Origin of the sequence: Catellatospora sp. NPDC049111 (assembly GCF_040648615.1) — a bacterium.
Classification (GTDB): Bacteria; Actinomycetota; Actinomycetes; order Mycobacteriales; family Micromonosporaceae; genus Catellatospora; species Catellatospora aurea.
The window spans coordinates 131735-155593 of record NZ_JBEZEB010000011.1; the positions used below are offsets into that span (position 1 = coordinate 131735).

26 protein-coding genes are annotated in these 23859 nt (G+C 72.8%); 15 read left to right on the forward strand and 11 right to left on the reverse strand.

The window, feature by feature from the left end; all coding sequences use genetic code 11:
- Positions 1 to 9 precede the first annotated feature (9 nt).
- Positions 10 to 813 (reverse strand): SGNH/GDSL hydrolase family protein, encoded by an 804-nt coding sequence (locus AB0B66_RS18260; RefSeq protein WP_360530597.1) that lies wholly within the window; start codon positions 811 to 813, stop codon positions 10 to 12.
- Between the two features lie 450 nt (positions 814 to 1263).
- Between AB0B66_RS18260 and AB0B66_RS18265 the strand changes: the two genes are divergently transcribed.
- The 3 genes from AB0B66_RS18265 to AB0B66_RS18275 all read left to right on the forward strand — a co-directional run bounded on the left by AB0B66_RS18265 (position 1264) and on the right by AB0B66_RS18275 (position 2496).
- Positions 1264 to 1401, forward strand: coding sequence for a hypothetical protein (locus tag AB0B66_RS18265; protein WP_360530600.1), 138 nt, complete (start codon positions 1264 to 1266; stop codon positions 1399 to 1401).
- 55 nt (positions 1402 to 1456) lie between these two features.
- Positions 1457 to 1801 (forward strand): cupin domain-containing protein, encoded by a 345-nt coding sequence (locus AB0B66_RS18270; RefSeq protein ID WP_360530603.1) that lies wholly within the window; start codon positions 1457 to 1459, stop codon positions 1799 to 1801.
- Positions 1802 to 1872: 71 nt separating this feature from the next.
- Entirely contained in the window at positions 1873 to 2496 is a 624-nt protein-coding gene (locus tag AB0B66_RS18275) for a hypothetical protein (RefSeq protein ID WP_360530606.1), read from the forward strand.
- On the opposite strand, the gene AB0B66_RS18280 is transcribed toward AB0B66_RS18275, so the two are convergent.
- The gene (locus AB0B66_RS18280) at positions 2493 to 4838 is read right to left on the reverse strand and encodes a hypothetical protein (RefSeq protein ID WP_360530608.1); all 2346 of its coding nucleotides are present in this window, start codon (positions 4836 to 4838) and stop codon (positions 2493 to 2495) included. The two genes, AB0B66_RS18275 and AB0B66_RS18280, sit on opposite strands and share 4 nt — an antisense overlap.
- Positions 4839 to 4949: 111 nt before the next feature.
- Here AB0B66_RS18280 and AB0B66_RS18285 point away from each other — a divergent pair, with 111 nt between their 5' ends.
- Complete coding sequence (locus AB0B66_RS18285) at positions 4950 to 5885, forward strand: nucleoside hydrolase (protein WP_360530611.1); 936 nt, start codon at positions 4950 to 4952, stop codon at positions 5883 to 5885.
- 29 nt (positions 5886 to 5914) lie between these two features.
- Entirely contained in the window at positions 5915 to 6100 is a 186-nt protein-coding gene (locus AB0B66_RS18290; protein WP_360530614.1) for a hypothetical protein, read from the forward strand.
- A gap of 3 nt (positions 6101 to 6103) precedes the next feature.
- Here AB0B66_RS18290 and AB0B66_RS18295 read toward each other — a convergent pair whose 3' ends face one another.
- Complete coding sequence (locus tag AB0B66_RS18295) at positions 6104 to 7132, reverse strand: DNA polymerase IV (protein WP_360530617.1); 1029 nt, start codon at positions 7130 to 7132, stop codon at positions 6104 to 6106.
- A 79-nt stretch (positions 7133 to 7211) separates the two neighbouring features.
- Between AB0B66_RS18295 and AB0B66_RS18300 the strand changes: the two genes are divergently transcribed.
- Entirely contained in the window at positions 7212 to 7436 is a 225-nt protein-coding gene (locus AB0B66_RS18300) for a hypothetical protein (RefSeq protein WP_360530620.1), read from the forward strand.
- A 134-nt stretch (positions 7437 to 7570) separates the two neighbouring features.
- Complete coding sequence (locus AB0B66_RS18305) at positions 7571 to 8299, forward strand: hypothetical protein (RefSeq protein ID WP_360530623.1); 729 nt, start codon at positions 7571 to 7573, stop codon at positions 8297 to 8299.
- Here the strand turns inward: AB0B66_RS18305 and AB0B66_RS18310 are convergent.
- From AB0B66_RS18310 to AB0B66_RS18325, 4 genes are all read right to left on the reverse strand, one after another.
- Positions 8249 to 9574 (reverse strand): MFS transporter, encoded by a 1326-nt coding sequence (locus tag AB0B66_RS18310; RefSeq protein WP_360530626.1) that lies wholly within the window; start codon positions 9572 to 9574, stop codon positions 8249 to 8251. The genes AB0B66_RS18305 and AB0B66_RS18310 overlap by 51 nt on opposite strands.
- 72 nt (positions 9575 to 9646) lie before the next feature.
- Positions 9647 to 10252 carry a hypothetical protein gene (locus AB0B66_RS18315; RefSeq protein ID WP_360530629.1) on the reverse strand — a complete coding sequence of 202 codons (606 nt, stop codon included), beginning with the start codon at positions 10250 to 10252 and terminating at the stop codon, positions 9647 to 9649.
- A gap of 347 nt (positions 10253 to 10599) precedes the next feature.
- Positions 10600 to 11334, reverse strand: coding sequence for a GNAT family N-acetyltransferase (locus AB0B66_RS18320; protein ID WP_360530632.1), 735 nt, complete (start codon positions 11332 to 11334; stop codon positions 10600 to 10602).
- 9 nt (positions 11335 to 11343) lie between these two features.
- A complete protein-coding gene (locus AB0B66_RS18325) occupies positions 11344 to 12009 on the reverse strand; it encodes a DUF3159 domain-containing protein (RefSeq protein ID WP_360530635.1) in 666 nt (221 codons plus the stop codon).
- Between the two features lie 111 nt (positions 12010 to 12120).
- On the opposite strand from AB0B66_RS18325, the gene AB0B66_RS18330 reads away from it, so the two are divergent.
- The 3 genes from AB0B66_RS18330 to AB0B66_RS18340 all read left to right on the forward strand — a co-directional run bounded on the left by AB0B66_RS18330 (position 12121) and on the right by AB0B66_RS18340 (position 14702).
- Positions 12121 to 13428, forward strand: coding sequence for a M20/M25/M40 family metallo-hydrolase (locus AB0B66_RS18330; RefSeq protein ID WP_360530638.1), 1308 nt, complete (start codon positions 12121 to 12123; stop codon positions 13426 to 13428).
- Positions 13429 to 13487: 59 nt separating this feature from the next.
- Positions 13488 to 14138: a hypothetical protein gene (locus AB0B66_RS18335; RefSeq protein WP_203693421.1), complete on the forward strand. Its 651-nt coding sequence runs from the start codon at positions 13488 to 13490 to the stop codon at positions 14136 to 14138.
- 78 nt (positions 14139 to 14216) lie between these two features.
- Positions 14217 to 14702 (forward strand): hypothetical protein, encoded by a 486-nt coding sequence (locus AB0B66_RS18340; RefSeq protein ID WP_360530641.1) that lies wholly within the window; start codon positions 14217 to 14219, stop codon positions 14700 to 14702.
- Between the two features lie 89 nt (positions 14703 to 14791).
- On the opposite strand, the gene AB0B66_RS18345 is transcribed toward AB0B66_RS18340, so the two are convergent.
- Together AB0B66_RS18345 and AB0B66_RS18350 are read right to left on the reverse strand one after the other, a co-directional pair.
- Positions 14792 to 14983, reverse strand: coding sequence for a DUF5703 family protein (locus tag AB0B66_RS18345; protein WP_166384643.1), 192 nt, complete (start codon positions 14981 to 14983; stop codon positions 14792 to 14794).
- Between the two features lie 255 nt (positions 14984 to 15238).
- Entirely contained in the window at positions 15239 to 16207 is a 969-nt protein-coding gene (locus AB0B66_RS18350) for an aldo/keto reductase (RefSeq protein ID WP_360530644.1), read from the reverse strand.
- Between the two features lie 165 nt (positions 16208 to 16372).
- Here AB0B66_RS18350 and AB0B66_RS18355 point away from each other — a divergent pair, with 165 nt between their 5' ends.
- The 4 genes from AB0B66_RS18355 (at position 16373) to AB0B66_RS18370 (ending at position 20127) form a co-directional block, all read left to right on the forward strand.
- Positions 16373 to 17458 carry an acyltransferase gene (locus AB0B66_RS18355; RefSeq protein WP_360530646.1) on the forward strand — a complete coding sequence of 362 codons (1086 nt, stop codon included), beginning with the start codon at positions 16373 to 16375 and terminating at the stop codon, positions 17456 to 17458.
- Positions 17459 to 17543: 85 nt separating this feature from the next.
- Entirely contained in the window at positions 17544 to 18596 is a 1053-nt protein-coding gene (locus AB0B66_RS18360) for an LLM class F420-dependent oxidoreductase (protein ID WP_360530649.1), read from the forward strand.
- Between the two features lie 6 nt (positions 18597 to 18602).
- A complete protein-coding gene (locus tag AB0B66_RS18365; protein WP_360530831.1) occupies positions 18603 to 19433 on the forward strand; it encodes an undecaprenyl-diphosphate phosphatase in 831 nt (276 codons plus the stop codon).
- Between the two features lies 1 nt (position 19434).
- Positions 19435 to 20127, forward strand: a complete 693-nt coding sequence (locus tag AB0B66_RS18370) for an MSMEG_4193 family putative phosphomutase (protein WP_360530834.1) — start codon at positions 19435 to 19437, stop codon at positions 20125 to 20127.
- Between the two features lie 229 nt (positions 20128 to 20356).
- On the opposite strand, the gene AB0B66_RS18375 is transcribed toward AB0B66_RS18370, so the two are convergent.
- Positions 20357 to 20983, reverse strand: a complete 627-nt coding sequence (locus AB0B66_RS18375; RefSeq protein WP_360530652.1) for a helix-turn-helix domain-containing protein — start codon at positions 20981 to 20983, stop codon at positions 20357 to 20359.
- A gap of 177 nt (positions 20984 to 21160) precedes the next feature.
- Between AB0B66_RS18375 and AB0B66_RS18380 the strand changes: the two genes are divergently transcribed.
- Entirely contained in the window at positions 21161 to 22147 is a 987-nt protein-coding gene (locus AB0B66_RS18380; protein WP_360530655.1) for an LLM class flavin-dependent oxidoreductase, read from the forward strand.
- A 114-nt stretch (positions 22148 to 22261) separates the two neighbouring features.
- Here the strand turns inward: AB0B66_RS18380 and AB0B66_RS18385 are convergent, their stop codons facing one another.
- On the reverse strand, positions 22262 to 23839 hold the full coding sequence (locus AB0B66_RS18385; RefSeq protein WP_360530657.1) for a PucR family transcriptional regulator ligand-binding domain-containing protein: 1578 nt from the start codon (positions 23837 to 23839) through the stop codon (positions 22262 to 22264).
- Positions 23840 to 23859: the final 20 nt, after the last annotated feature.

Here is a 23859-nt window from a genome sequence, read left to right on the forward strand (position 1 = left end):
TCCTTGCTTTCAGGCGGCGGCGGTGCGGAAGACGGGGTAGTAGCCGCCGGAGTGGCCGGTCGCCATGGGGTGGTAGGAGATGCCCAGGCTGGCGAAGTTGAGGGCGTGCAGCCACTTGTCGCCGCTGCAGAGCTGGTGCCCGACGAAGATGGAGCGCACGTCGGCGAAGACGAAGCCGTGCCGGCCGGCAGCGGACCGGGTGAGGTCGTCCACCAGGTTGATGCCTTCGTTGATCTTCGCGTGGGACGTGGCGCTGAGCCCGACGCAGGTGGTGCCGAGCTGGTAGAAGACCGGGTAGCCGAGGACCACGACGCGGGCGTTGGGGGCGCGGGAGCGGATCGCGTTGTACACGTTGTCGAGCAGGCCGGGCAGGGACGCGCGGGCCTTGTCCTCGGCGGTCTGCACAGCGGCGACGCACTGCGTGGTGCCGTAGAGGGCGCAGGTCTTCATGATGTCGGCGAAGCCGACGTCGTTGCCGCCGACCGAGATGCTGACGAGCGTGGTGGTGCTGCTCAGCGCGGACAGCTGGGAGCTGGTGACGCTGGTGGTGGTCGCGCCGGAGCAGGCGACGAAGGCGTACGACGCGGGGGCGTTCGCGGCGGCCCACAGGGCCGGATAGGCCTTGGTGCTGCGCTGGCAGGAACCGCTTTCGGACGTGTAGCTGCCGGCGCCGACGCCGGAGGAGTAGGAGTCGCCGAGGGCGACGTAGCGGACGGTGGAAGCGGCCTGGGCGGGGGTGGCGGCCAGGGCGACCAGCACGGTGAAGGCGGTGGCGAGGCTCGCCGTGAAGGTCAGCAGACGCGATCGGGTCAAGTCGTCCTCCGGGTCAGGGGCGATCGATCGCATATAGATATCAGTTGAAATCGCGTTTGTGAAGATCTCAATTCGCAAGTGTTGCAAGATGTTTCGGGGGTATGGCGCGGCGGCGGACGGTCGCCTACATTGGATCCGTTTGCCCAGGTGGTCGCGCCATCGGCGGGCGGTTGCGGGCTGGGCGCGAAACGCTGGTGGTGATCAGCGGACGGTTGGTGCGACGTGTGGTGGGGCGTGTTTGCCGTCAACTTCTTGCAGGGCGCTTCATGGGTGGGGCCGCGCATCGCATAGACGTTGGCCTATCACATCGAATCTGATCGAGTTCCAGTCGATGTGATAGGCCAACGTCTATGGCGGGAGGGGCGGGGCGGAGCGGGGCGGGCAGCGGTCGATTTCGCCGTCGCGCCAGCACCGGCCCGTCGCGGATCGCAGGAACTGCCGCAACGCGCGATGCCCTCGCCCGCCGTCGAGTACCGGACCGTCACCTTCCACTGGCTGGCGACCGTGACCCAGCGGCGCGCCCAGCGGCATGCCGACCGGCTGCACCTGCTGGCGGTCCAGGCAGGCGCGGGACTCGAGCAGGGCTGAATCCCGCCACGGGCATCAAACGGTCCGGGGACGACGGATGGTTAGGCTGGCCGCCATGCAGATCATCGAGGGAGCGGGACGGTGGACGCCGCCGCCGGCCGGTACGGCCAACGACTGGGTGGAGCACCTGAAGACGCCCGACCTGTCCGTGGGCACGTACTGCATCCCGGCGGGCGGGATCGACGACCAGAGCCCGCACACCGAGGACGAGGTCTACGTGGTCACCGCGGGCCGTGCCCGGATCGTGACGCCGGACGGCGAGGCGGCGGTCGGCCCCGGTGCGGTGATCTTCGTGGCGGCCGGCGAGGAGCACCGGTTCGTCGACGTCACCGAGGATCTGGTCCTGCTGGTGTTCTTCGGCCCGGCCTACGGTTCACGCGGCGGCGTCGTCGCGGGCTGAGGCGAGGCGCGGCATCGCTTGCTCCACTCTGATGTACTGCGCGCATGTCTCGGGGGAGCAGGATATTCACCATGGTGCTCGTGGCGGTCATCGCGGCCGCCGGTTACGGCGGCTATCGCTGGTGGCACGAGCGGCCGCCGTACGGGCCGGAGGTGCCGGCGTTCGCCGCCACGGCGGAGCAGTTGCCGTCCGGCGATGGACAGGAGCTCCGGCACCACGGTCATACGGTCTTCGTCCGTAAGGACGAGATGGCCATCAGCGGGAGCATCACCTGGCGGCCGCCGGCGGGGCGCGGTTCCGACTGGGACGAAGACGGCTGGTTCATGATCTTTGTGGTGGACAAGCGCGTCGACCTCATGCCACCGAGAGTCTGGGGCACCTCCCCGAGCGGGCTGGAGGTGGTGTCCGGCGGCGACGGCGTGCAGAACCGGATCGCGGAGAAGTATCCGTGGCTGCGAGGCGCCGGCGATATCAAGACCGATGAGAACACGTGGCGCGACGGCGGTATGACCCTGGCGACGACGCCCGCCGCCGGCGAGGTCGACTTCATCGCGATGTTCCCGCCGATCCCGGTCGGCGATCCGGCGCGGCGGTTTGTGGCCGCCGCCCCGGTCACCCTGTCCGACATCATGATCGCCGTCGCGTTCGTCGGCCCCGACCGGCAGGTCTACTGGGCCGAGCGGGTGTACGGCTAGATCCCCACCTCGGTCTCGGTCACCGGCGGGCCGGGCTGCACGGGCACCCGGGGTCCGGCGGCCAGCGCCGCGGCCAGCTCGTCGACCTCGCGCCACACCGCCGGGTCGTCCCAGTAGCCAGTGTGCCGACGGGCCAGCGGCAGCGGCTGGCCGTAGATGTACCAGCAGGTCTCCGGGTCGGGCAGCAGCACGTCCACGGCGGACGCCGGCTGGGCGGCCAGCGCCGCGCCGCCGATGTAGTCGGTGTCGTAGTGGAAGTTGCGCCACGCGAGCAGCCGCGGCTCCAGCGAGCGCAGCACGCCGTCGGTGAAGTACGCCGGGAACGCCCATCCGTACAGCGTGCGCAGCGGCGAACCGAAGGTGACCAGTGCGTACTGGCCGTCGGCGGGCAGGTTGTCGCGCTGCAGCAGCGCCGCCGCGGCGATGACGCTGCCCTGGCTGTGCGCCGCGACGACGGCCTTGCCGCCGTTGCTGTGCAGCCGCCACAGCCGCCGCTGCACCTCAGGCACGGCCCGCTCGGCGTACGACGGCGGCGCCAGCGGGTGGAACGCGCGCGGCCAGAACGTGCACACGTCCCAGATGACGCCGATGCGGCGGCGGCTGGCCAGGTTGGTCCAGCCCCGGCGCAGCAGCAGCACGACCAGGATCGGCAGCGCCGCGGTGAGGTAGCTGCCCGCGGTGACCGTCCACTGGGTGCCCCAGGGCAGCTGGTGGAAGACCCAGTAGCGGATCTGGATCGCGATCAGCAGGATCACGCCGACGACCGCCATCGCGGTGAGCAGGCGGTCGATGTGGCGCGGCATCTTCGCGACCACCCGGGCCCGCACCACGCTCGCGATCCAGCGCCGCTGCCCGGCCGCGTTGTCGTACCAGTCGGGTTCGCCGTCGGGCTGGGGATAGCGGTCGACGGCGTAGTACTTCTCGGCGGTCGCGCGGGCCTTGCGGCTCGCGCCGGCGCGCCAGTACGCGACCAGCTCGAAGAGGCCGAACAGCACGATCAGGGCCAGCGGCACCAGGGTCAGGTACTGGTGCAGCGTGGCGATGATCGGGTACACGTACAGCTCGCCGGGCTCCGGCGCGACCACCGGGATCAGCGTCAGCGAGTTGACCTCGCCGAACAGGTCGGTGATACGCAGCATCGCGCCCAGCATCACCGCGTTGAGCAGCGCGATGCTGACCGCGAGCACCACGAACGGCCCGAAGATGAAGAAGATGCCCCGCTTCCAGCCGCCCAGCAGTGTGGACACCAGCGTCAGCCCGAGCGCGCCGAAAATGCCGCCGAAGGCGATGTTGATGGTGTACCGCATGTTCGGCAGGTAACCCCAGGGCCGGCCCATCTCGGGCTGCGCCAGCAGGAACACGGCCGCGGCGGCCAGCGCGCCGACGGCCAGGGCGATCAGCAGCCCGGCCGCCCAGCGGCGGCATTCGTCCAGCGCGGTCACGATCAGCGCGCCGAGCACGGCGGCGCCGCCGAGGCCGATCGTGGCCAGCAGCGCCCACCGGGTCTCCATCGGCGGAAGGTCGCCGTCGTAGAACATGCCGTGGCCGGTGTAGCCCAGCGCCAGCGCGATGAACGCCAGGGCCGCCGCGACATGCGCGCAGCCCAGGTCGAACGCGCTGCGGCGGCCGTCCCAGAAGGTGCGGTCGGCCAGGGTCAGCTTCGGCTGGGCGGCGCTGGTCGCGGCCCGCGCCGGCTTGTGGCCCACCTGGTACGGCGGGTCGACCTCCTCGTACCGGTTGATGCTGCGCAGGGTCAGCACCGCCAGGAAGGCGACGAACAGCACCGGCACGAGCGCGCCGATCAGCACCCGCCGCCCGGCGTACTCGGCCAGCAGGGGGCTGCGCAGCCAGCTGAGCAGCCAGTTGTCGCCGGCGCAGTCGTCGCGTCCGCCGCACTGGTAGGCCAGCAGTTCCATGGTGCCCATCGCCATGATCAGCACCACGTTCACGGTGATGCCGAGCGAGGCCCAGCGCACGAACGTGCGGTGCAACCGGAAGCGCCAGCCGGAGCCGTGGGTCTTCGGCGTGCACATCCACCCGGCGAGGTTGGCCATCGCGAACGGCAGGAGCAGCAGCCACAGCACGCGCGAGCCGCTGCGCGAGGTCAGGCCGCCCCACGAGTACGCCTCGACGTGGCGGGTGGGCAGGTCGGCGGTGCGGTAGAAGCCGGCGATGCGGTCGCCGGAGACCTGCTGCGGGGCGAGGTCGCCGAGCAGGTCCTCCGCGGTGGTGCCGCCGACGCCGTGCAGGCGCAGCTCGGTCACCCCGGACAGGTCGACAGGAGGAGGGATCAGGCCGGACGGGCGGTCCACCGGCGCGGCGTCGTAGCGGGGCACGGGCATGGGGACACCTTGTTGCGGGGCAACGGGTCTGGCAACCGTCCGAATCGGCATACCGGGCGTCGCGAGCGCGACAGGGCGGCAGCCGATCACCCGATGGGGGAGGATGGCGGCATGGCACGCGCTGTGATGATCGACTGCGATCCGGGGATCGACGACATGATGGCCCTGCTCACCATCTGCGCCAGCCCCGAACTGGACCTGCTCGGTGTCAGCAGCGTCGGCGGCAACGTCGGCATCGAGCTGACCACCCGCAACGCCCGAGCCGTGCTCGCCCTGGCCGGGCGCGGCGACGTCCCGGTCGCCGCGGGTGCGGCCCGCTCGCTGGTACGCAGACCCGCCGGCGACAAGGACGGCGCCCACGGCGACGGCGGGCTCGGCGGCGTCGTGCTCCCCGAACCCCCGGGAAGCGCCGACGCCCGGCCCGCGGCCGAGTTCCTCGCCGCCACGGTGGCCGCCGCGTCCGATCCGGTCACCCTGTTCGCGGTCGGGCCGCTGACCAACGTCGCGCTGTTCTACGCGCTGCACCCGCAGGTCGCGGCCCGGCTCGAACGGCTGGTGGTGATGGGCGGGTCGATCGGCGCGGGCAACATGACCCCCGCGGCGGAGTTCAACGTGTGGTTCGACCCGGAGGCCGCGCACCGGGTGCTGACCGACCCCGGCGTGTCCGTGCCGACCACCCTGGTGCCGCTGGACGTGACCCGCCGCACCGGCCTGGTCGACGCCGACCTGGCCGCGCTCGCGAAGTCCGGGCCGATCGGCGCGCTCACCGCGCGGGCGCTGGGCGGCTACCGGCACGGCCTCGGCGCGGTCACCCCGGTGCACGACGCGGTCGCGGTGCTCGCCCTGCTGCACCCCGACCTGATGACGACCCGGCCCGCCCGGATCCACGTCGACACCGGCTACGGCCCCAGCCGGGGCAGCACCGTGGTGGACTTCGGCGCGGATGCCGGCGACGGGCCGGTGGTCGAGGTGGTCGTCGACGCCGACGTGCGTGCGGTGGCCGACGCGCTGCTCGATCGGGTGACCAGTCTCGACCTGCAGGTTTAGCGACGGCACCGGTGCGGTAGCCGTGGGTCATGGACGAGGAGCGCACCACTTCACGAGCCGAGAGACTGCTGCCCGAGGAACTGGCCGTCGGCAGCGACGATCCGCAGGCCCAGGCGGAGGCGATCCTGGCCGAGTCGGACATCCGCACGCTGCGCGCCCAGCACGGCCCCGACCTGTACGCCGAACGCCGCACCTCCGAGGAGGCCGCCGAGTAGTGGTCACTCGTCCGGCGCGAACTCGGCCCGGACCCCGAGCAGGCGGACCGCGCGGTCCTGGCTGAACCCGGCGAGGGCGGCCAGGGCCGCGCGCTCGACGGCTGCCGGGTCGGTCGTGGGGGCGTCGAGCGGGTGGCCGTGGGTGCGGGTGGTGAACGGGACGTAGCGCACCTTCACCACCACCCGTCCCACCGCGCGATCCTGCGCCACCACCGCGTCGGCGACCTGCGCGGCCAGCACCAGCACCTCGCGGCGTACGTCGGCCCAGTCGTCGAGGTCGGTCTGGAACGTCGTCTCCTTGCTCAGCGAACGCGCGACGTGGGGCGCTCCGGTCACCGGGGTGTCGTCCTCGCCGTGCGCGAGCCGTACCAGCCACGGGCCGGTGGCCGGGCCGAACGCCGCGGCCAGCTCCTGCGGGTCGGCGGCGGCCAGCTCGGCGACGGTGTGCAGGCCGTGCGCGGCCAGCCGCTTCGCGGTCTTCGCGCCGACACCCCACAGCGCGTCGGTGGGCCGGCCGCCCATCACCTCGGCCCAGTTCGACCGGGTTAGCCGGTACACCCCGGCGGGCTTGCCGAAACCGGTGGCGAGCTTGGCGCGCGGCCGGTTGTCGCCGATGCCGACGGTGCAGTCGAGGCCGGTGGCCGCCCGCACCCGCCGCTGCACGTCGCGGGCGGCGGCCTCCGGGTCGTCGGTGTCCGGGGCGAGGAACGCCTCGTCCCAGCCGAGCACCTCCACCACCGCGCCGGTCTCCCGCAGCGCCGCCATGACCAGCGCCGACGCCTGCTCGTACGCGGTGAAGTCGACGGGCAGGAAGACCGCGTCCGGGCACTTGCGCGCGGCGACGCGCAACGGCTGGCCGGAGTGCACGCCGAAGGCGCGGGCTTCGTACGAGGCGGTGCTGACCACGCCGCGTTTGGCCGGGTCGCCGTCGCCGCCGACCACCACCGGCCGCCCGCGCAGCTCAGGCCGGCGCAGCACCTCGACCGCGGCCACGAACTGGTCCAGGTCCACGTGCAGCACCCAGCCGGTCACCGTCCCATCGTCGCCCGGACCCGCTGCCGACCAGGGCGAACCGACGGATAATGGGGTGGAAGCATGATCATGGGGGTGAGTGTTGTCCCCGTCCGACGGCCGGACCCGACCGGTCCTGGCCCTGGGTGTCGTGGCGCTGTGCACGGCGGCGCTGCTGCAGAGCGGCGCAACCCCGGCCGGCCGGTTCGACGCGCGGCCGTGGCCGCCACCGAGGCCGGCTGTCGCGCAGGACGCGGCGCCGGACCGGCCGTGGCCGCCGCCGAAGCCGGCCGAGCCCGCCGCGCACGGGTACGGCCTGCTCTGAAGCGTGACGCGGGTCGGTGTGCCCGGCGCGCACGCCGGCTGTACGCATGCGGTCCACATCGTGTCCTGGTGCTAACGGTGATCCATGTTGGATACTGGCCAGCACCCAGATGATCTCCGATGGCAAGGCGTCACATGCCGCGACCGAAGGCCGCCGAATCCGACCGAGCACTACTCCGACTCGTGATCGACCTGGGCGACGCGCCCACGTCGCCGGAACTGATCGAAGCCGTACGCGCGCTGACCCATGTCTACGAGATCGGCATGCTCGCCGAAGCCGCCCGGTCCGGCTCGCGCTTCCGGGACGACGCGCTGACCCTGCTGCGGATCAGCGAGCGGGCCTGGGACGCGCCCGACCATGTCGGCACGGACGGCGACGCCGATCAGGAGCGGCTGCGCGACCTGGCCTGGCAGCGTTACGAGGACTCCGCCAACGCGATCGTCTGGGCTGTTCCACTGTGCGTGGCGACGATGACACTGGACGGGCTGCTCGACCTGACGCTCACCCACGCCGCGCAGGAGCCGCCGTGGAGCGACTACGGCGACGCCGCGCTCGCGGGCGTGGGCGCGGCCGTGCGGGAGATCCAGGCCTTCGCGTCGTTCGTCGAGCGGCACCGGGCGTACCCGCCGCGGCAGGCCGCCAGGGACCGGGCCGAGTTCGCCCGCCCGGCCCGGCAGCCCGAACCCGACCCGGGCCTGCGCCGCGAGCAGGAGGGATTCCTGCGCAGGCTGGCCTCCGACGGCTTCTTCCATCCCTTCGGCAGGCAGACCGCCCGGCTCATCGCGCCCGAGGACCTCGACAAACTGGAGCGCTCACTGGCCTACCTCAGCCGCCGCCGGGTCCGTCTCCACGACGGCGGCTGATCGCCGGGCGTCACGACGCCGCGCCCGGCCCGGTGGCCCGGCGGCGGAGGGTGCCGCGCTCTGGCGGGAACCGGCGCCGGGGGAGGGAGCCGTGCTGGGGCGGGTGAGCAGCAGCGTGGCACCCAGCAGGGTGAGAGCCGCGGCGACGCCGAGGACCAGCCGGTGGTCGAGCACCTCGACCGCGCCCGCGCCGAGCGCGATGGTCAGCGCCGTCGGCGCGAAGACCACGGTGTTCGCGGTCGCGGCGACCCGTCCGATCAGCTCCGCGGGGGTATGCCGCTGCACGGCCGTCATCACGGCGATGACCGTCCACGGCAGACCGACCCCGATCAGCACCCGGGCCAGGGCCACGACCGGGGTGGACGGCACGCACTGCAGCGCCAGGCCCAGGGCGGACAGCGTGGCACCCCACCACGCCGCAGCGGACTCACCCCGGCGGTCCAGGACCCGCCCGCACAGCAGCCCGCCCGCCACCGACCCGGCTCCCTGCGCGGCGGCCAGCACTCCGGCGAACTCGGGCACCCGCCCCAGATCCCCCACGATGACCAGGTACGCCGCCGCGTTGGACAGCCCGGACATCGCCACCGCCGCCGCACCGGTCCCGACCAGGCCGCGCAGCGCGGCATGCCGCCACAGGAAGCCGATGCCCGCTCGGGTGTGCCGCAGCAGCGAGCCCTCGCCGTGCGTGGCAACAGGCAGCGGGCCGGGCCGGACCGCCGCGTAGCAGCTGGCGGCCAGCCCGAGCGCCAGCGCGGCCAGCCCGGCCACGGACGGGCCGCCGTACAGCGTGAACAGCGCCGCCCCGGCCAGCGGCGCGACGAGCTTCATGCCCTCCTGCACACTCATCCGCAGGCTGTTCACGCCGCCCAGCCGGTCGGTGGGCACCGCCGCCTGCATGATCGCGGCCTCGCCCGCGTCGAGCAGCACGAACGTGACCCCGTAGCCGAGCATCACCGCGAAGATCAGCCAGGTCTGGCCGGCTCCCCGTACGGCGAGCAGGGTGAGCAGGAGCGCGGCCATGGCCACGCTCGCCGTCACGAGCAGCCGCTGCCGGGGCAACCGGTCGACCAGGGCTCCCAGCACGGGCCCGGCCAGCGACGGCAGGTGGACGCACAGCCCGCACAGCGCGGCGAGGCTCGCGGAGCCGGTCAGCGTGAGCACCCAGACCGACGCGGCCAGCGACATCGCCGTGCTGCCGAACCCCGAGGTGAGGGTCACTCCGAGGAACAGCCGTGCGTTGCGGTCGCCGAGCACCGCTGCCATCCCGCCGCCCATGACGGTCCTCCCTGAAAGTTGAGCCGAAGTGGCTCATCATGGGTGGGGCGGTCGGGCCTGTCAATGTGGACGTCAGGGTGCGCGGACACCCGGTCCGGGGTCCGGGGCGGCATCCCGGTACGCCTGGCGCAGCCGGGCCACGGCGACCCGCAGCAGCACCGGGCGGCTGTCCAGCTCGACCGCGGCCAGGTCGGCGACGGCGTGCCCCACCAGCGAATACAGTGCTCCTGCCGGGGCGTCGGCCGCGGCGGCGAGGCCGGTGCGTGCCAGCGCCGCGCGTGGCTGTACGCCGTCCCACGAGGGGTCCGCGGCCATCTGGTCGGCCGCGGCGCGGGCGGCGGAGCGCAGTTCGGCGACCGGCGCGATGTCAACGCAGTGTTGACAATCGGTGTCGTACGTCTGCTCGCCCAGCCGGGCCGCGCGCTGTTCGGCGGCCTGGCGGGAACGCAGGCCGAGCGCCGACGCGACCCGCGCCCAGCTCACTCCGCGGCGGCGGGCCGCGGCCAGCAGGTCCCGTTCCGCGTGGTCGATCGCGGAACGCAGTTCCCGCAGGTCGGACAGCGCGCCGACGATCCGGTCCGGGTCCCTGTCCGCCGCTGCCAGCACGCGGCGGTGCAGGTCGAGCCCGACCGCGCCGATGTGGTGACGATGCGGTCCGGCGGCGGGGGAGGAGGTCATGCGGTCATGGTCGGGGCCGGCCGACCCGATGTCAACGTCGCGTTGACAGTCAGCGGGCCGGCCGCTCGACCTCCTCGGTCGGCAGGCGGAACTCCGCCACGGCCGCCGCCGGGATGAGGGCTGGTGACGCCGCTCGTGGAACGTCGAGCCGACCAGCGCGTTGCGCAACGCGCGTGCCGGGCCGGGTCTGCCGTCCGGAGTGACTGCCGACGGCGGACCGGGCGATCGGCGCAGTCGGCTCGCCGTCCACAAAGCCCAGTGAAGCACTGTATGCGGTATCGCGCATACATCCGTATGGCTGGTATATGAACTTCGTGTTATCGATCAGTGGCGCTGAGTAGCCAGGGTCAGCGGTGCCGGACCCACACGTTGGGTTCGGCGTACACGCCGGTGTCGGCCTCGCGGTCCACGCCCAAGGTGCTCAGCCCGTCAGGGATGACGTAGTCGCCCGAGTCGGGCAGCGCCAGCCCGGTCCAGCTCTCCCAGTCGGCCACCGAGCCGGTGATGACCTGCGAACGCGGCGCGGCGGCCAGCACCCGCGCGCCCATCCGGACGTGGGTGCGCAGCCACGGGTCCTGCGGCAGCCCGTCGGGGCGGGTCCAGGCCTGGTAACGCTCGATCGGCGTGAGCGGGTAGCGGGCCTTGTGCGTGGGCCGGACCGGGCAGATCACCCGGCTGCGACCCCGCGTCGCGGCGTCATCGCAGAGCGCCGTGAGCAGCTTCGCCGCCAGCCCGGTGCCCTGCCGGTCGGGGTGCACCTGCGCGGCGAGCACGGCGTGCGTGTCCGGTGTGCTCCCGGCGTCGTACGCGGCCAGGGCGCGCGCGAGGCTGTCGTTGTATCCGGCGGGCAGGTCGGACACCTCGCCGGTCCAGCGCAGCGGCACCGCCCAGCCCGCCGCCACCGGCTCGCCGCCGTCGAGCAGCACCAGCTCCAGATCGCCGAACAGGTCGCGGACCCGTCCGATGTGCCGCTTGGTCTCCTGGTCGTGGAAGATGAACTCCGGCCAGCCGCCGCCGAACAGCCGCTCCAGCTGCTCCTGCGGGCGGGGGCGGGCGTGCATGGGCTCCGCGGTGAGATTCACCGGCCGAGGCTAGATCCCGGCGGGCGCCTTGTCGATCACGGGATGGCGCAGGCCGCGGTGGCCCGCCGGCAGCGACTTGCGCATCACGTACCAGCTGACGGCCAGGCATGCCGCGACCACCGGCCAGGTCAGCGCGATCGTGGCGACCGTCAGCGCCTCGGTCTGCCCCGCCCAGAACAGCGGCAGCCACACCGCGAGCCGTACGACGTACTGCATCACCCAGATCCAGCTGGCCCGGCTGTACGCGCGCAGCAGCGCGGGGTCGCGCCGCCAGGTGCCTCGCTGTCCCAGCACGCCGCCGACGACCACGCCGAGCAGCGGCCACCGCAGTACGATGCTGACCGCCCAGGCCAGCGCGCTGGCGGCGTTGGTGGCGATGCGGATCAGGAAGAACGCCTCGGGGCGGTTGGTGTACAGCGCGATCAGCGCCGCGACGACCACGCCGAGCAGGCCGATCAGCACCGCGCCGAGCTTGTCGCCGCGCACCAGCCGCCACACCCCGATCGCCGCGGTGACCGCGACCGCCGCGCCCACGCCCCACTCGATCGACCGTCCGCCGGCCACGAAGGCGATGCCGAACGCCAGCGGGCCCAGCGTGGCGTCCAGGGCGGCACGACGTCCGCCGAGCAGCTCGGCGAAGGTCTCACCGGCGGGGTCGGGCCGGGTGGCGGTCACGTGATCTCCAGCGGTCGTCGGGTTAGGTGAGCCTAGCCTGTCCGGCATCGGCCGGGAAGCGCCCGCGTCCTGGGCTGGGACATTCCGGCCCGACCTGGTAGGAAGATCCTTATGCGTACGCCCGCCACTGACGAGGTTATCGACCTCTGCCGCGACCTGATCCGCATCGACACCACCAACACGGGTGATCTGGCCACCAGCGCCGGCGAGCGGGCCGCCGCCGAGTACGTCGCGACCAAGCTCAGCGAGGTCGGCCTCGACCCGCAGCTGTTCGAGAGCCGGCCCGGCCGGGCCAGCGTGGTCACCCGCATCCCGGGCGCGGACTCCTCGCGCGGGGCGCTGCTGGTGCACGGCCACCTGGACGTCGTGCCCGCCGACGCGAGCGAGTGGTCGGTCCACCCCTTCTCCGGGGAGATCAAGGACGACTTCATCTGGGGCCGCGGGGCCGTGGACATGAAGGACTTCGACGCCATGTCGCTGGCCGTGGTGCGCGACTGGCAGCGCACCGGCTACGTGCCGCCGCGCGACATCGTGCTCGCCTACACCGCCGACGAGGAGGCGGGCAGCGACTGGGGCGCGAAGTTCCTGGTCGAGGAGCACCCCGACCTGTTCGAGGGCTGCACCGAGGCGATCGGCGAGGTCGGCGGCTTCTCCTACACGGTCAGCAACGACCTGCGCCTGTACATGGTCCAGACGGCCGAGAAGGGCATCGACTGGCTGCGCGTGCACGCCACCGGCCGCCCGGGGCACGGCTCGTTCGTGCACGACGACAACGCCGTGACGGCCCTGGCCGAGGCGGTCGCCCGGGTGGGCCGCCACCGCTTCCCGGTCGTGGTGACCCCGACGGTGCGGGCCTTCCTGGAAGAGGTCGGCGAGGCGCTGCAGATCGAGATCGACCCGAACGACCCCGAGGCCGCCATCGCCAAGCTCGGCCCGATCGCCACCATGATCGGCGCGACGATCCGCAACACCGCCAACCCGACCCGCCTGAACGCCGGCTACAAGGACAACGTGATCCCGGGCCGGGCCAGTGCGACGATCGACTGCCGGACCCTGCCGGGGCAGTTCGAGCTGTTCCGCGAGCAGCTCGTGGAGGTGCTCGGGCCGGATCTGGAGATAGAGTCGATTCACCGCCAGCCCGCGCTGGAGACCGGGTTCGACGGGGCGCTCGTCGATGCGATGGCGCTGGCCCTCAAGGCCGAGGACCCGGGCGCGCACGCGGTTCCGTACATGCTTTCGGGTGGCACCGACGCCAAGTCGTTCGCCCGGCTCGGCATCCGCTGCTTCGGCTTCGCGCCGCTGCGCCTGCCGCCCGATCTGAACTTCTCCGCGTTGTTCCATGGCATCGACGAGCGCGTGCCGGTGGAGGGACTACAGTTCGGCGTGCGGGTTCTGGACAGGTTCCTGCGGCAGAGTTAGGCCCGGTCGTGCGCGGCCGGGAACCGGCCTGTCTCGTCGTATGAAGGAGTAACCGAGTAATGAGCGACAACCACGCCGCCGTCGAGGCCGCGCTGGAAGAGATGATCACCGCCGCCCGGGCGCACCTGGCCGCTGTACGCGACGCCAAGGGCGAGGTCGACAGCGATGACGTCTGGCGTGCCTACGTGGCGTTCAACAACGCCGCCGTCACCTACGACGACGCCCTCTCGGAGACGTACGGCGAGCCGCTGCCCTGGGAGGTGGAGCCGATCGACCTGGAGAAGGCCGACCGGTTCATGGCCGACCTCGTCGCCGCCGAGCAGGCGCCGACCGACCCGCACCCGAAGGTGATCTCGGTCCGCCAGCGCCGCGACTACCTGATCCCGAGCGTCTCCGCGCTGATCAACGCCGCCGAGCTGGCCCGCCGTGAGGCCGGTCTCAGCGACGGCGACTCCGAGCCGGTGGCCTCGGTCGCCGACGCCGTGCTGGAGCTGCTGCAGAGCTCCGACGGCTCGCTCGCCGCGCTGGACATCCCGGAGCTGGAGCCGCTGGACGGCATCGTCACCGTCGCCGAGGTGGACAAGTCCCTGGAGCCCGACGACTTCGAGGAGACCGACGCCAACGGCCCGTTCACCCTGGGCGCGTCCGACAAGCTGGTCGCCCGCCTGGACGAGCACCTGAACGGCGACATCATGGAGGACCAGGACTGACGTCCTGATCTGACTACCGACGGCGCGCTCCCGGAAACGGGGCGCGCCGTCCGCGTTCCGGCGGCATACTCGGCGACCATGGGCGGAACCGGATTGTGTGTCCTCAGCCCGCTGCCCGCCGCGCGGATCGAGCCGGCGGTCGTGGCGGCGTTTCGGGCCGAGGGGCTGGTACGGCACTCCGCCCGGGTGCGCGACTGGTACGACGCCGCGGGGCGGCCGTACGCCTACTACCTGAAGGCGACCGACTTCGAGTTCGACCCCGAGGAGACGGCACCGCTGGAGCAGGCCGTGGGCGTGTCGATGGCTTCTCAGGTGCAGGTGCACATCGGTGTCGGCGATCCGGCCGGAAGACCCGCGTTGGGGCGCATCGCCCATCGGCTCGCCCTGGCGGCCGACGGCTGGGTGTACATCGACCTGCATGATCCGCCGCCCGCGGGCATCCGGGAGCTTTTCGAACGGGCGGGGCGGTGCGTGGCCCTCGAGGACGACGACACGGTCTTCTTCGTCGACGCGGCGGCGATGGCCGCCTGGCTGGCCCACCCCGAGTTCTACGTCATCAAATGAGGCTGGTCGGGAGCGTGTCCAGTCGGCCGGTGGCGTGACGCGCACCGACACGGTCGCGCCGCCGGGCAGGGGCGCGCCCTTACACCGCGTCAGACGGACAGGCCGGGCAAGGGAAGGGCCCGCAGCGGCCGGCGGAGCAGCACCTTGCGGGTGCCGTCCCTCATCAGCTGCACGCGGGCCAGTTCCCAGCCGCCGTACTCAGCCTGGATCGCGAGCCGCACCGCGGCGGTCAACCGATCGACATCCGGAGGTAACCGCAGCGGTGCGTATTCGTAGTCCATAGAGCGATGGTGCACCTCTGTCCCAGGTCAGGCAAGCAGGGCGGGCGCCCCATCTGGCGGTGTTACACCCGTTCAGAGCTCAATGCGGCAGAACATCCGTATTCGCACGTGGGCCGCACCCGCTCCACGCTCAAGATCGCTCGACTTGCCCAGGCAACCGGGCGAATGGCCGATCAAGATACGAACAGGTGCCAGGCAAGTCGGACGATCATGGGCGCTGCGCGCCGCGCGCGGCACGGCAGTGGGGCGGGGTGGTCAGTCGAGTTCGGGGTAGCCGAGGGGGATCGCGGAGACGTCGTCGAGGGCGCGGGAGATCTCGGGGGGCAGGTCGATCTCCTCGACCTGGAGTGCCGCCACGAGTTGGCCGACGTTGCGGGCGCCGAGGATGGGCGCGGTCACGCCGGGGCGGTCACGTACCCAGGCCAGCGCGACCTCGGCGGCGGACACGCCCAGGCCGTCGGCGGCGGTCGCCACCGCCTCCACGATCGCCGAGCAGCGCGGCTGCAGGTACGGCAGCACCGAGCGCTCGAAGTGCGGCGACGCGGCCCGCGAGTCGGCCGGGCGGCCGTGGCGGTACTTGCCGGTCAGCACCCCGCGGCCCAGCGGCGACCAGGGCAGCACGCCCAGGCCCAGCGCCGCCGCCGCGGGCAGCACCTCCCGTTCGATGCCGCGCTGCAGCAGCGAGTACTCCATCTGGGTGGCCACGATCGGGGCGCGGCCGGGCCAGGCCTGCTGCCAGGTCACGGCGCGGCCGGTCTGCCAGCCGGAGAAGTTCGACACACCGGCGTAGCGGGCCTTGCCGGAGCTGACCGCGTGGTCGAGCGCGGCCAGGGTCTCCTCCCACGGGGTGTCCGGGTCGTTTCCGTGCACCTGCCACAGGTCCACATACGACACACCGAGGCGGCGCAGCGTGGTGTCGAGGGTGCGCAGCAGGTGCCCGCGGGAGCCGTCGTGGCGGCGGCCGGCCCGTGCGCGCAGCCCCGCCTTGGCGACGATCAGCACGTCGTCGCGGGAGACCATGGCGTCCAGGAGGGTGCCCAGCACCGCTTCGGCCTCGCCGTCGGCGTACACGTCGGCGGTGTCGAGCAGCGTGCCGCCGGCGTCCACATACGCCTTGAGCTGTGCGCCCGCGTCGTCCGGATCGGTGTCCAGGCCCCAGGTCATCGTGCCCAGGGCCAGGCGGGAGACCACCAGCCCGCTACGGCCCAGCGGTCGTTGCTGCATGGGGTGAACTGTATTCGGCTTGACACGTCGGCGGGGATCGGTGGGTGACGCGCGCGACATGCGGCACAGAACCCGCGGCGAGACCGGTTTATCGAGCTTGCTTTGAGGGAAGTGGGCTGTGGTTGAGGTGCACGGTCGACCCAGCCCCAGGAGCGCCGAACCATCATGTCGAGCAGTACGGCCGGTGGAAGTCCGACTGAGCCGGCCACCGCCCGCCCCCGCAGCCCCTACATCGACACCCTGCGCGCCGTCGCGATCGTGCGGGTGTTCCTGCAGCACACCGTGCCACTGGGCGTGCTCACCACGCTGCTGCCCGCGATGTGGGTCATGTTCGGTCTCGCCGGCTACCTGACCGCGGTGTCGCTGCGCCGGGGCGGCGCGGCGGCCACGGTGCGTTCGCGGCTGCGCCGCCTGCTGCCGCCGCTGTGGATGCTGGGCGCGATCGGGGTGCCGTTGATGCTGCTGCACGGCTGGCACGCGGTCACCTGGACCGACCTCGTCCCGTGGGTGTTTCCGCTGGTGAACCCGCCGGGCAGCGAGTGGGGCGCGGCGCTGGTCGTCGCGCTGTGGTATCTGCGGGTCTACCTGTGGTTCGTGCTGCTGTCCCCGGTGCTGCGCTGGCTGTTCGAGCGTGCGCCGGTGGCCACGCTGCTGGTCCCGCTCGGGGCGGCCGTGCTGCTGTCGACCGCGGTCAGGCTGCCGAGCAACGCGGTCACCGATGTGATCTGGAGCACTGCGGCGTACGGCACCGCCTGGGTGCTCGGGTACGCCCGCGAGTCCGGGCTGCTGGATCGGCTGACCTGGCCCACCTGCCTGGCCGCCGCGGGGGCGCTGGGCGCGGCGGCGCTGCTGCGGGCGGCCGCCGACCGGGAAGGGCTGCACGACCAGCTGGTGCCCGTGCTGTGGGGCACGGCCGTGGTGCTGGTGGCGCTGCGGGCCCGGCCCCGGCTGGACCGGCTGGCCATGCCGCTGCGCCGGGCGGTCGCGCTGCTCAACGCGCGGGCGGTGACGGTCTACGTGTGGCAGCTGCCGATGGTGGCCGTCGGCCTGTGGCTGCTCGGTCCGCTGGCCGGACCGCCGGCGCGCACCGTCGCGGTCGCGGCCGTACTGACGGCCGGTGCGGTGCTCTGTTTCGGCTGGGTCGAGGACCTCGCCGCGAAGCGGCCCCCGGCGCTGCTGCCGGCCTTGCCCGCCGCCCGCCGTGCCACCGTCGACGCGGTACGAACGCCGTCCCGTGTGACGCGAGGCTGAGACCGGGGTCATCCTTCCCATGATCCCTACCACTCGGTAACGTTGGCCCACCGCCGCCGACGCGGCCCGGCCAACGGAGGTCACCATGCGACTCGGTCTCAACATCGGCTATCTGACGCCGTGGTCCACGCCCGAAAACCTGCTGGCCCTGGCGCGGGAGGCCGACCGGCTCGGCTTCTCGGTGGTCTGGGCGGCCGAGGCGTACGGCTCGGACTCGCCGACCCTGCTCTCCTGGATCGCCGCGCAGACCGAGCGCATCGACATCGGCAGCGCCGTCATGCAGATCCCCGGCCGCACCCCCGCCGCGACCGCGATGACCGCCGCCACCCTCGACACGCTGTCGGGCGGCCGGTTCCGCCTCGGCCTGGGCGTGTCCGGTCCGCAGGTCTCCGAGGGCTGGCACGGCGTGCGCTTCGCCAAGCCGCTGGCGCGCACCCGCGAGTACGTCGACGTCGTCAAGCTCGCCCTGTCCCGCAAGCAGGTCACCTACGACGGCGAGTTCCACACGCTGCCGCTGCCCGACGGCCCCGGCAAGGCGCTGCGCCTCAACTTCCACCCGCTGCGCACCGACATCCCGGTCTACCTCGCCGCGGTCGGTCCGAAGAACCTGGAACTGGCCGGCGAGATCGCCGACGGCTGGCTGGCCGTCTTCTATGCGCCCGAGTTCGCGGCCGAGCAGCTCGGCCAGATCGCGGCCGGGCGCGCCAAGGCGGGCAAGACGATGCAGGGCTTCGACATCGTGCCCAGCGTGCCCGTCGTCGTCGGCGACGACGTCGAGATGTGCGCCGAACTCGTGCGCGCGTACGCCGCGCTGTACGTCGGCGGCATGGGCAGTCGGCAGCAGAACTTCTACAACCAGCTCGCCACCCGCATGGGCTACGGCGACGCGGCCGCGCAGGTCCAGGAGCTGTACCTGGCCGGACGCCAGCGCGACGCCGCCGCGGCGATCCCGATGGAGTTCATCGACCGCACTTCACTGCTGGGTCCCAAGGAGCGCATCGCACGACGCCTGCGTGACTTCGCCGATTCGGGCGTGACTACGCTGTCGCTGGCGCTGTTCGTCGCAGACGCCGACTCCGGCAAGGAGACCTTGCGTACGGTGGCCGAGGCGTACGCGGAGAGCGGACTGGGAGACTAAGTGGAGATCGAGATCTGGCAGGCGATCGTGCTGGGCATCGTGGAGGGGATCACCGAATTCCTCCCGATCTCCTCCACCGGACACCTGACCATCACCGAAAAGCTGATGGGCCTGCCGATCGACGATCCCGCAGTCACCGCCTTCACCGCCGTGATCCAGATCGGAGCGATCGCGGCGGTGCTGGTGTATTTCTTCAAGGACATCGCCCGCCTGGCCGGGGCATGGTTCAAGGGACTGTTCTCGGCCGAGGCGCGCCAGATCTTCGACTACAAGTTCGCCTGGTACGTCATCGCCGGCTCGATCCCGATCGGCATCGTCGGCTTTCTGGGCCGCGACCTCATCACCGGTCCGCTGCGCAGCATGTGGTTCGTGGCCGGCTCGCTGATCGTGTGGAGCGGTGTGATGGCCTTCGCCGAGTACGCCGCCACCCAGACCCGCGGCGAGAAGCAGCTGCGCCTGACCGACACGCTCGTCATCGGCTTCGCCCAGTGCCTGGCCCTGATCCCGGGCGTGTCCCGGTCCGGCGCCACCATCACCACCGGTCTGCTGCGCGACATCGACCGGGTCACCGCCACCCGGCTGTCGTTCTTCCTCGGCGTGCCCGCGCTCGTCGCCGCCGGCATCTACGAGCTGCCCGAGGCGCTGGGCAGCCCCACCGTCACGGCCGCCTCCCTGATCGTCGGCACCGTGGTCAGCTTCATCGTGGCGTACGCCTCGATCGCCTGGCTGCTCAAGTTCGTCGCGCACCACTCGCTGATGGCTTTCGTCTGGTATCGGGTGATCCTGGGCGGCGCGATCATCGCATTGCTCGCCACGAACACCATCTCCGCCACCTAGGCTGGCGGGCGTGGCCACGCTACTGCTGTTGAGGCACGGACGCACCACCGCCAACGCCGACGGCATCCTCGCCGGGGACCTGCCCGTCGAGCTGGACGAGCTGGGCGTCGCCCAGGCCGAGCAGGCCCGGGGACGGCTGGCCGGGCTGCCGCTGGCCGTCGTCGTGACCAGTCCGCTGCGCCGGTGCCGGCAGACCCTGGAACTCGCCCTGCCCGGCGTCGCCCCGGTGGCCGACGAGGGACTGCGCGAGTGCGGCTACGGGGAATGGTCCGGGCGCTCGCTCAAGGAGCTGGCGGACAACCCGCTGTGGTCGACGGTGCAGCACCATCCGGCCGCGGTCGTGTTCCCGGGCGGGGAGGCGATGGCGGCGATGGCCAACCGCGCCGTCACCGCCGTACGCGCCTGGGACGCCCGGATCACCGAGTCCCACGGCCACGACGCGGTGTGGCTGGCGTGCAGCCACGGCGACGTGATCAAGGCGATCGTGGCGGACGCGCTGGGCATGCACCTGGATCTGTTCCAGCGCATCTCGGTGGAGCCGTCGTCGGTGACCGCGATCCGCTACACGCCGCAGCGGCCGTTCGTGCTCCGCGTCAACGACACCGGCACCCCGGTCTCCGCCCTGCTGCACAAGCACCGCCCACCCGCCGAGGAGACCGCCGAGAGCGACGCCGTCCTCGGCGGCGGCGCCTGACCCGTCGCGTCCTGTCGCGCTCCGCCTCGGCTGGTCGGGGCAGGTCGCGGCGGCCTTGATCGTTCGACTTGCCTGGCACCTGTGCGTATCTTGACCCGCCATTCGCCCACTTGCCAGGCAAGTCGAACGATCTTGGTGAGGGATGCGACCGCGCTGAACGGCACCGTGCCGCGCTGAACCGGGCCGAGCCGCGGGGTGCGAGCCGCAGGGCGCGGGGCGCGCGTGCGGCCTAGGCGTCGCCGGGCGGTCGGGCGGGGGCGGGCATGGGGGTGGCCGCCGACGAGCGCAGGCCGTCCAGGGACACGTGGAGGATGCGGCGCCATGCGGGTTCCGGGACCACCGGCGCGATGCGGCCGAGGGCGACGAGCAGCAGTGACACGTCCTCGGCGGTGATGTCGGGGCGCAGCTCGCCGGACTCGTGAGCGGCGCGCACCAGCTCCGCGATCAGCGGGCCGACCTGCTGGCGGCAGTACTGGCGGGCGGTGCTGCCGGCCTGGCCGGGTAGCGCCTGGCAGTAGGCGTCGAGCAGCCCCGGGGACGCGGTCTGCCGTCTGAGCGCGTCGCCGAGGAACCCGCCAAGATCGGACCACGGCCGGCCGGTGAGCGCCGCCGACGCCGCGTCGGCCCACGAGGTGAACACGTGCTCCAGCGCCGCGTCGAGCAGCGCCTCCTTGGTGGGGAAGTGGCGGTACAGCGTGCCCATGCCGACCTCGGCGCGGCGGGCGATCTCGCGTACGTCGACGTCGCTGCCCCGTTCGGCGATCAGCCCGGCCGCGGCGTCGAGCAGCCGGCCGCGGTTGCGGGCGGCGTCGCTGCGCGTGGCGGCCGCGGGGCCGGCGGCCGAGGGTGACGTCATGCACACACCCTACCGGAGCGGCTGCTCCGTTTCGGTGCTACGGTCGGGGAGCAGGCGGAGCAAGTGCTCCGTTTCACGCCGGGCCGCCTGCGCCGGCCGTGGTCGGCGAGATCGTGCCAGGTCTCGCCGGCCCACCGGGCCCGGCATGGTGCCCGTTCGAGTCAGAAGGACAGCCGCATGACGATCCCGCTCTCCATCCTCGACCTGGCCCGCATCGGCCCCGGCGAGACCGCGCACGAGAGCATCGCGGCCAGCGTCGACCTCGCCCGCGCCGCGGAGGAGCACGGCTACCGGCGCGTCTGGTATGCCGAGCACCACAACATGCCCACGATCGCGTCCTCGGCCCCGGCCGTGCTGATCGCGCACGTCGGCACGTTCACCCGCGAGATCCGGCTCGGCGCGGGCGGCGTCATGCTGCCCAACCACACCCCGCTGACCATCGCCGAGCAGTACGGCACCCTCGACGCCATGTATCCGGGGCGCATCGACCTGGGCCTCGGCCGGGCTCCGGGCTCGGACCAGAACACCATGCGCGCCCTGCGCCGCGACGCGCAGTCGGCGGAGGGCTTCCCGAACGACGTTCTGGAACTGCAGGCCTACCTGGCCGGCAAGTCGCGTATTCCCGGCGTGGACGCGGTGCCGGGCAAGGGCTCCCGGGTGCCGTTGTACATCCTGGGCTCGTCGCTGTTCGGGGCGACGCTGGCCGCCGCGCTCGGCCTGCCGTACGCGTTCGCCTCGCACTTCGCGCCGCAGGCCCTGGAAGCGGCCGTGGCGGCGTACCGGCGGGAGTTCCGGCCGTCCGAGCAGCTCGACCGGCCGTACGTGATCGCCGGGGTCAACGTCGTCGCCGCTGACACCACCGCCGCGGCCCGGGAGCAGTTCCAGGGCACCCGGCGCGCGTTCGCCACGGGCCTGTTCGGGCGCGGGCAGACCTTCACCGACGAGCAGGCCGACCAGCTGCTGGCCCAGGGCGCGGGCGCGCACGTCGACCAGATGCTGCAGTACTCCGCCCTCGGCACACCCGCCGAGGTGCGCGCCTACCTCGACGCGTTCGTCCGGCAGGCGGGCGTCGACGAGCTGATCGTCGCCCACCACGCCACCGGCGCGGCCCGCCTGCGCTCGGTCGCCCTGCTCGCCGAGGCCATGCAACCCGCCCACGCCTGACCGGCCCCGGCCGGCGGCGGCGGCGAAGATCGTCCGACTTGCCAGGCATCCGTGCGTATCTTGAACCGCGATACGCCCATGTGCCTGGCAAGTCGAGCGATCATGGCGGGCCGGTCAGGTGTCCAGGCGTAGGGCGAGGTAGAGGTCTACGCGGTCGGCGAAGCGGTCCAGGTCGCGGCCGGTGAGGTCGGCGATGCGGCGGATGCGGTAGCGCAGCGTGTTGACGTGCAGGTGCATCGCGCTCGCGCAGCGCGTCCACGAGCCGTCGCAGGCCAGGAACGTCTGCAGGGTGCGCACCAGGTCGGCGTGGTGGTCGGCGTCGTACGCCCGCAGCGGCGCGAGCAGCCGGTCGGCGAACGCCTGCCGGACCGCCCGGGGCACGCCCGCGAGCAGCAGATCGTGCGAGGCCAGCTCGTCGCTGCCGACGACCGACACCCGGTCCGGCCGGTCGAGCGCGTACCCGTGCGCGTGCCGGGCCTGTGACAGCGCCCCGGCCAGCTCGGCGACCGTCGCCGCGGGTTCGCTCACTCCCGCCGCGAACCGCGTGCCCCGCACCGCGGTCGTGAGATGGCGTGCCGTCTCCCGCAGCTCATCGAGCCCGCCCGCGCCCGCGACCACCGCCACGACCGCATCGCCCACACCCGCGACAGCCGCCCCGGGCACCATCTCCTCCACCACCGCGACGGCTGCGCCGTCCGCGTCGTGCAGTTTCGTGGAAACTGCACCCATCGCGAAGCTGTTTCGTGCACTTTCCTGGAAAATGCCGGAGCCGGAGCCGGAGCCGGAGCCGGGCGAAGGTGCGGGGCTGGTGGGGAGGGAGGCGACCAGGACCGTGTACGGGCCGGTGGTGGGTAGGCCGCAGGCGTGCAGTGCGGCGGCGGCCTCGGCCGGGTCGGCGGCCGCTGCCAGGGCGTCGGCGAGCTGGGCGGCGAGGCGCCGCTCGATCCGGCGGGCGCGGTCGGCGCGGGCGGCGTCCAGCGCGGTCAGTTCGACGAGTTCTTCGAGCAGGGCGGGCTCGGTGCAGGCGACGAAGCGCATGCCGGGGGCGGGGGTCGGCGCGGGCGCGTCGAGGTGGAACTCCTGCTCGCCGATGCGGCAGCGGGCGGGCAGGATGTCGGCGCGCAGGAACGCCGTCGCCAGCCGCCGCCCGACGGCGAGACCGTGCGGTGCGCCGCCCGGATCGCCCGCGACGGCGCGACCGGTGCAGGTCAGCACCCACGCCCCGGTCGCGGGCCACACCTCGGCCAGGTCGGCCCCGGTGGCGAGGGTGGCCACCCGGCCGCGGCGGCGGCTGCGGGCGGCCAGCGCCCCGGCTTCGCGTTCGGCCCAGAGCACCGTGTTGATCCGTTCGGTCACCTCGCGGAACGACACCTCGGCGGGCACCGCGAACAGCGGCAGCCGGTGCCGCCGGCAGGCCTCGACCAGGTCGGCCGGGACGGGCCCGAGCAGCGCCTCGCCCGCGCCGAGCGCGGCCACCCCGGCTCCGGCCAGCGCCGCGACGAACAGCTCGGAGTCGGCGGGCTCGCGCCGCCACATCATGCCGGTCAGCACGACCTCGCCACCGGCGAGGTAGCGGCCGGGGTCGAGCAGGTCCGTGGTGTACGCGAGCTGCGCGGGACGGTCCAGCTCGCCCTCGCCGGCGAGCACCGGCAGCCGGACACCAGGCTGTTCCAGCACGTCACGTAGCCGCATGCGCACCGCCTTTGTCGTAA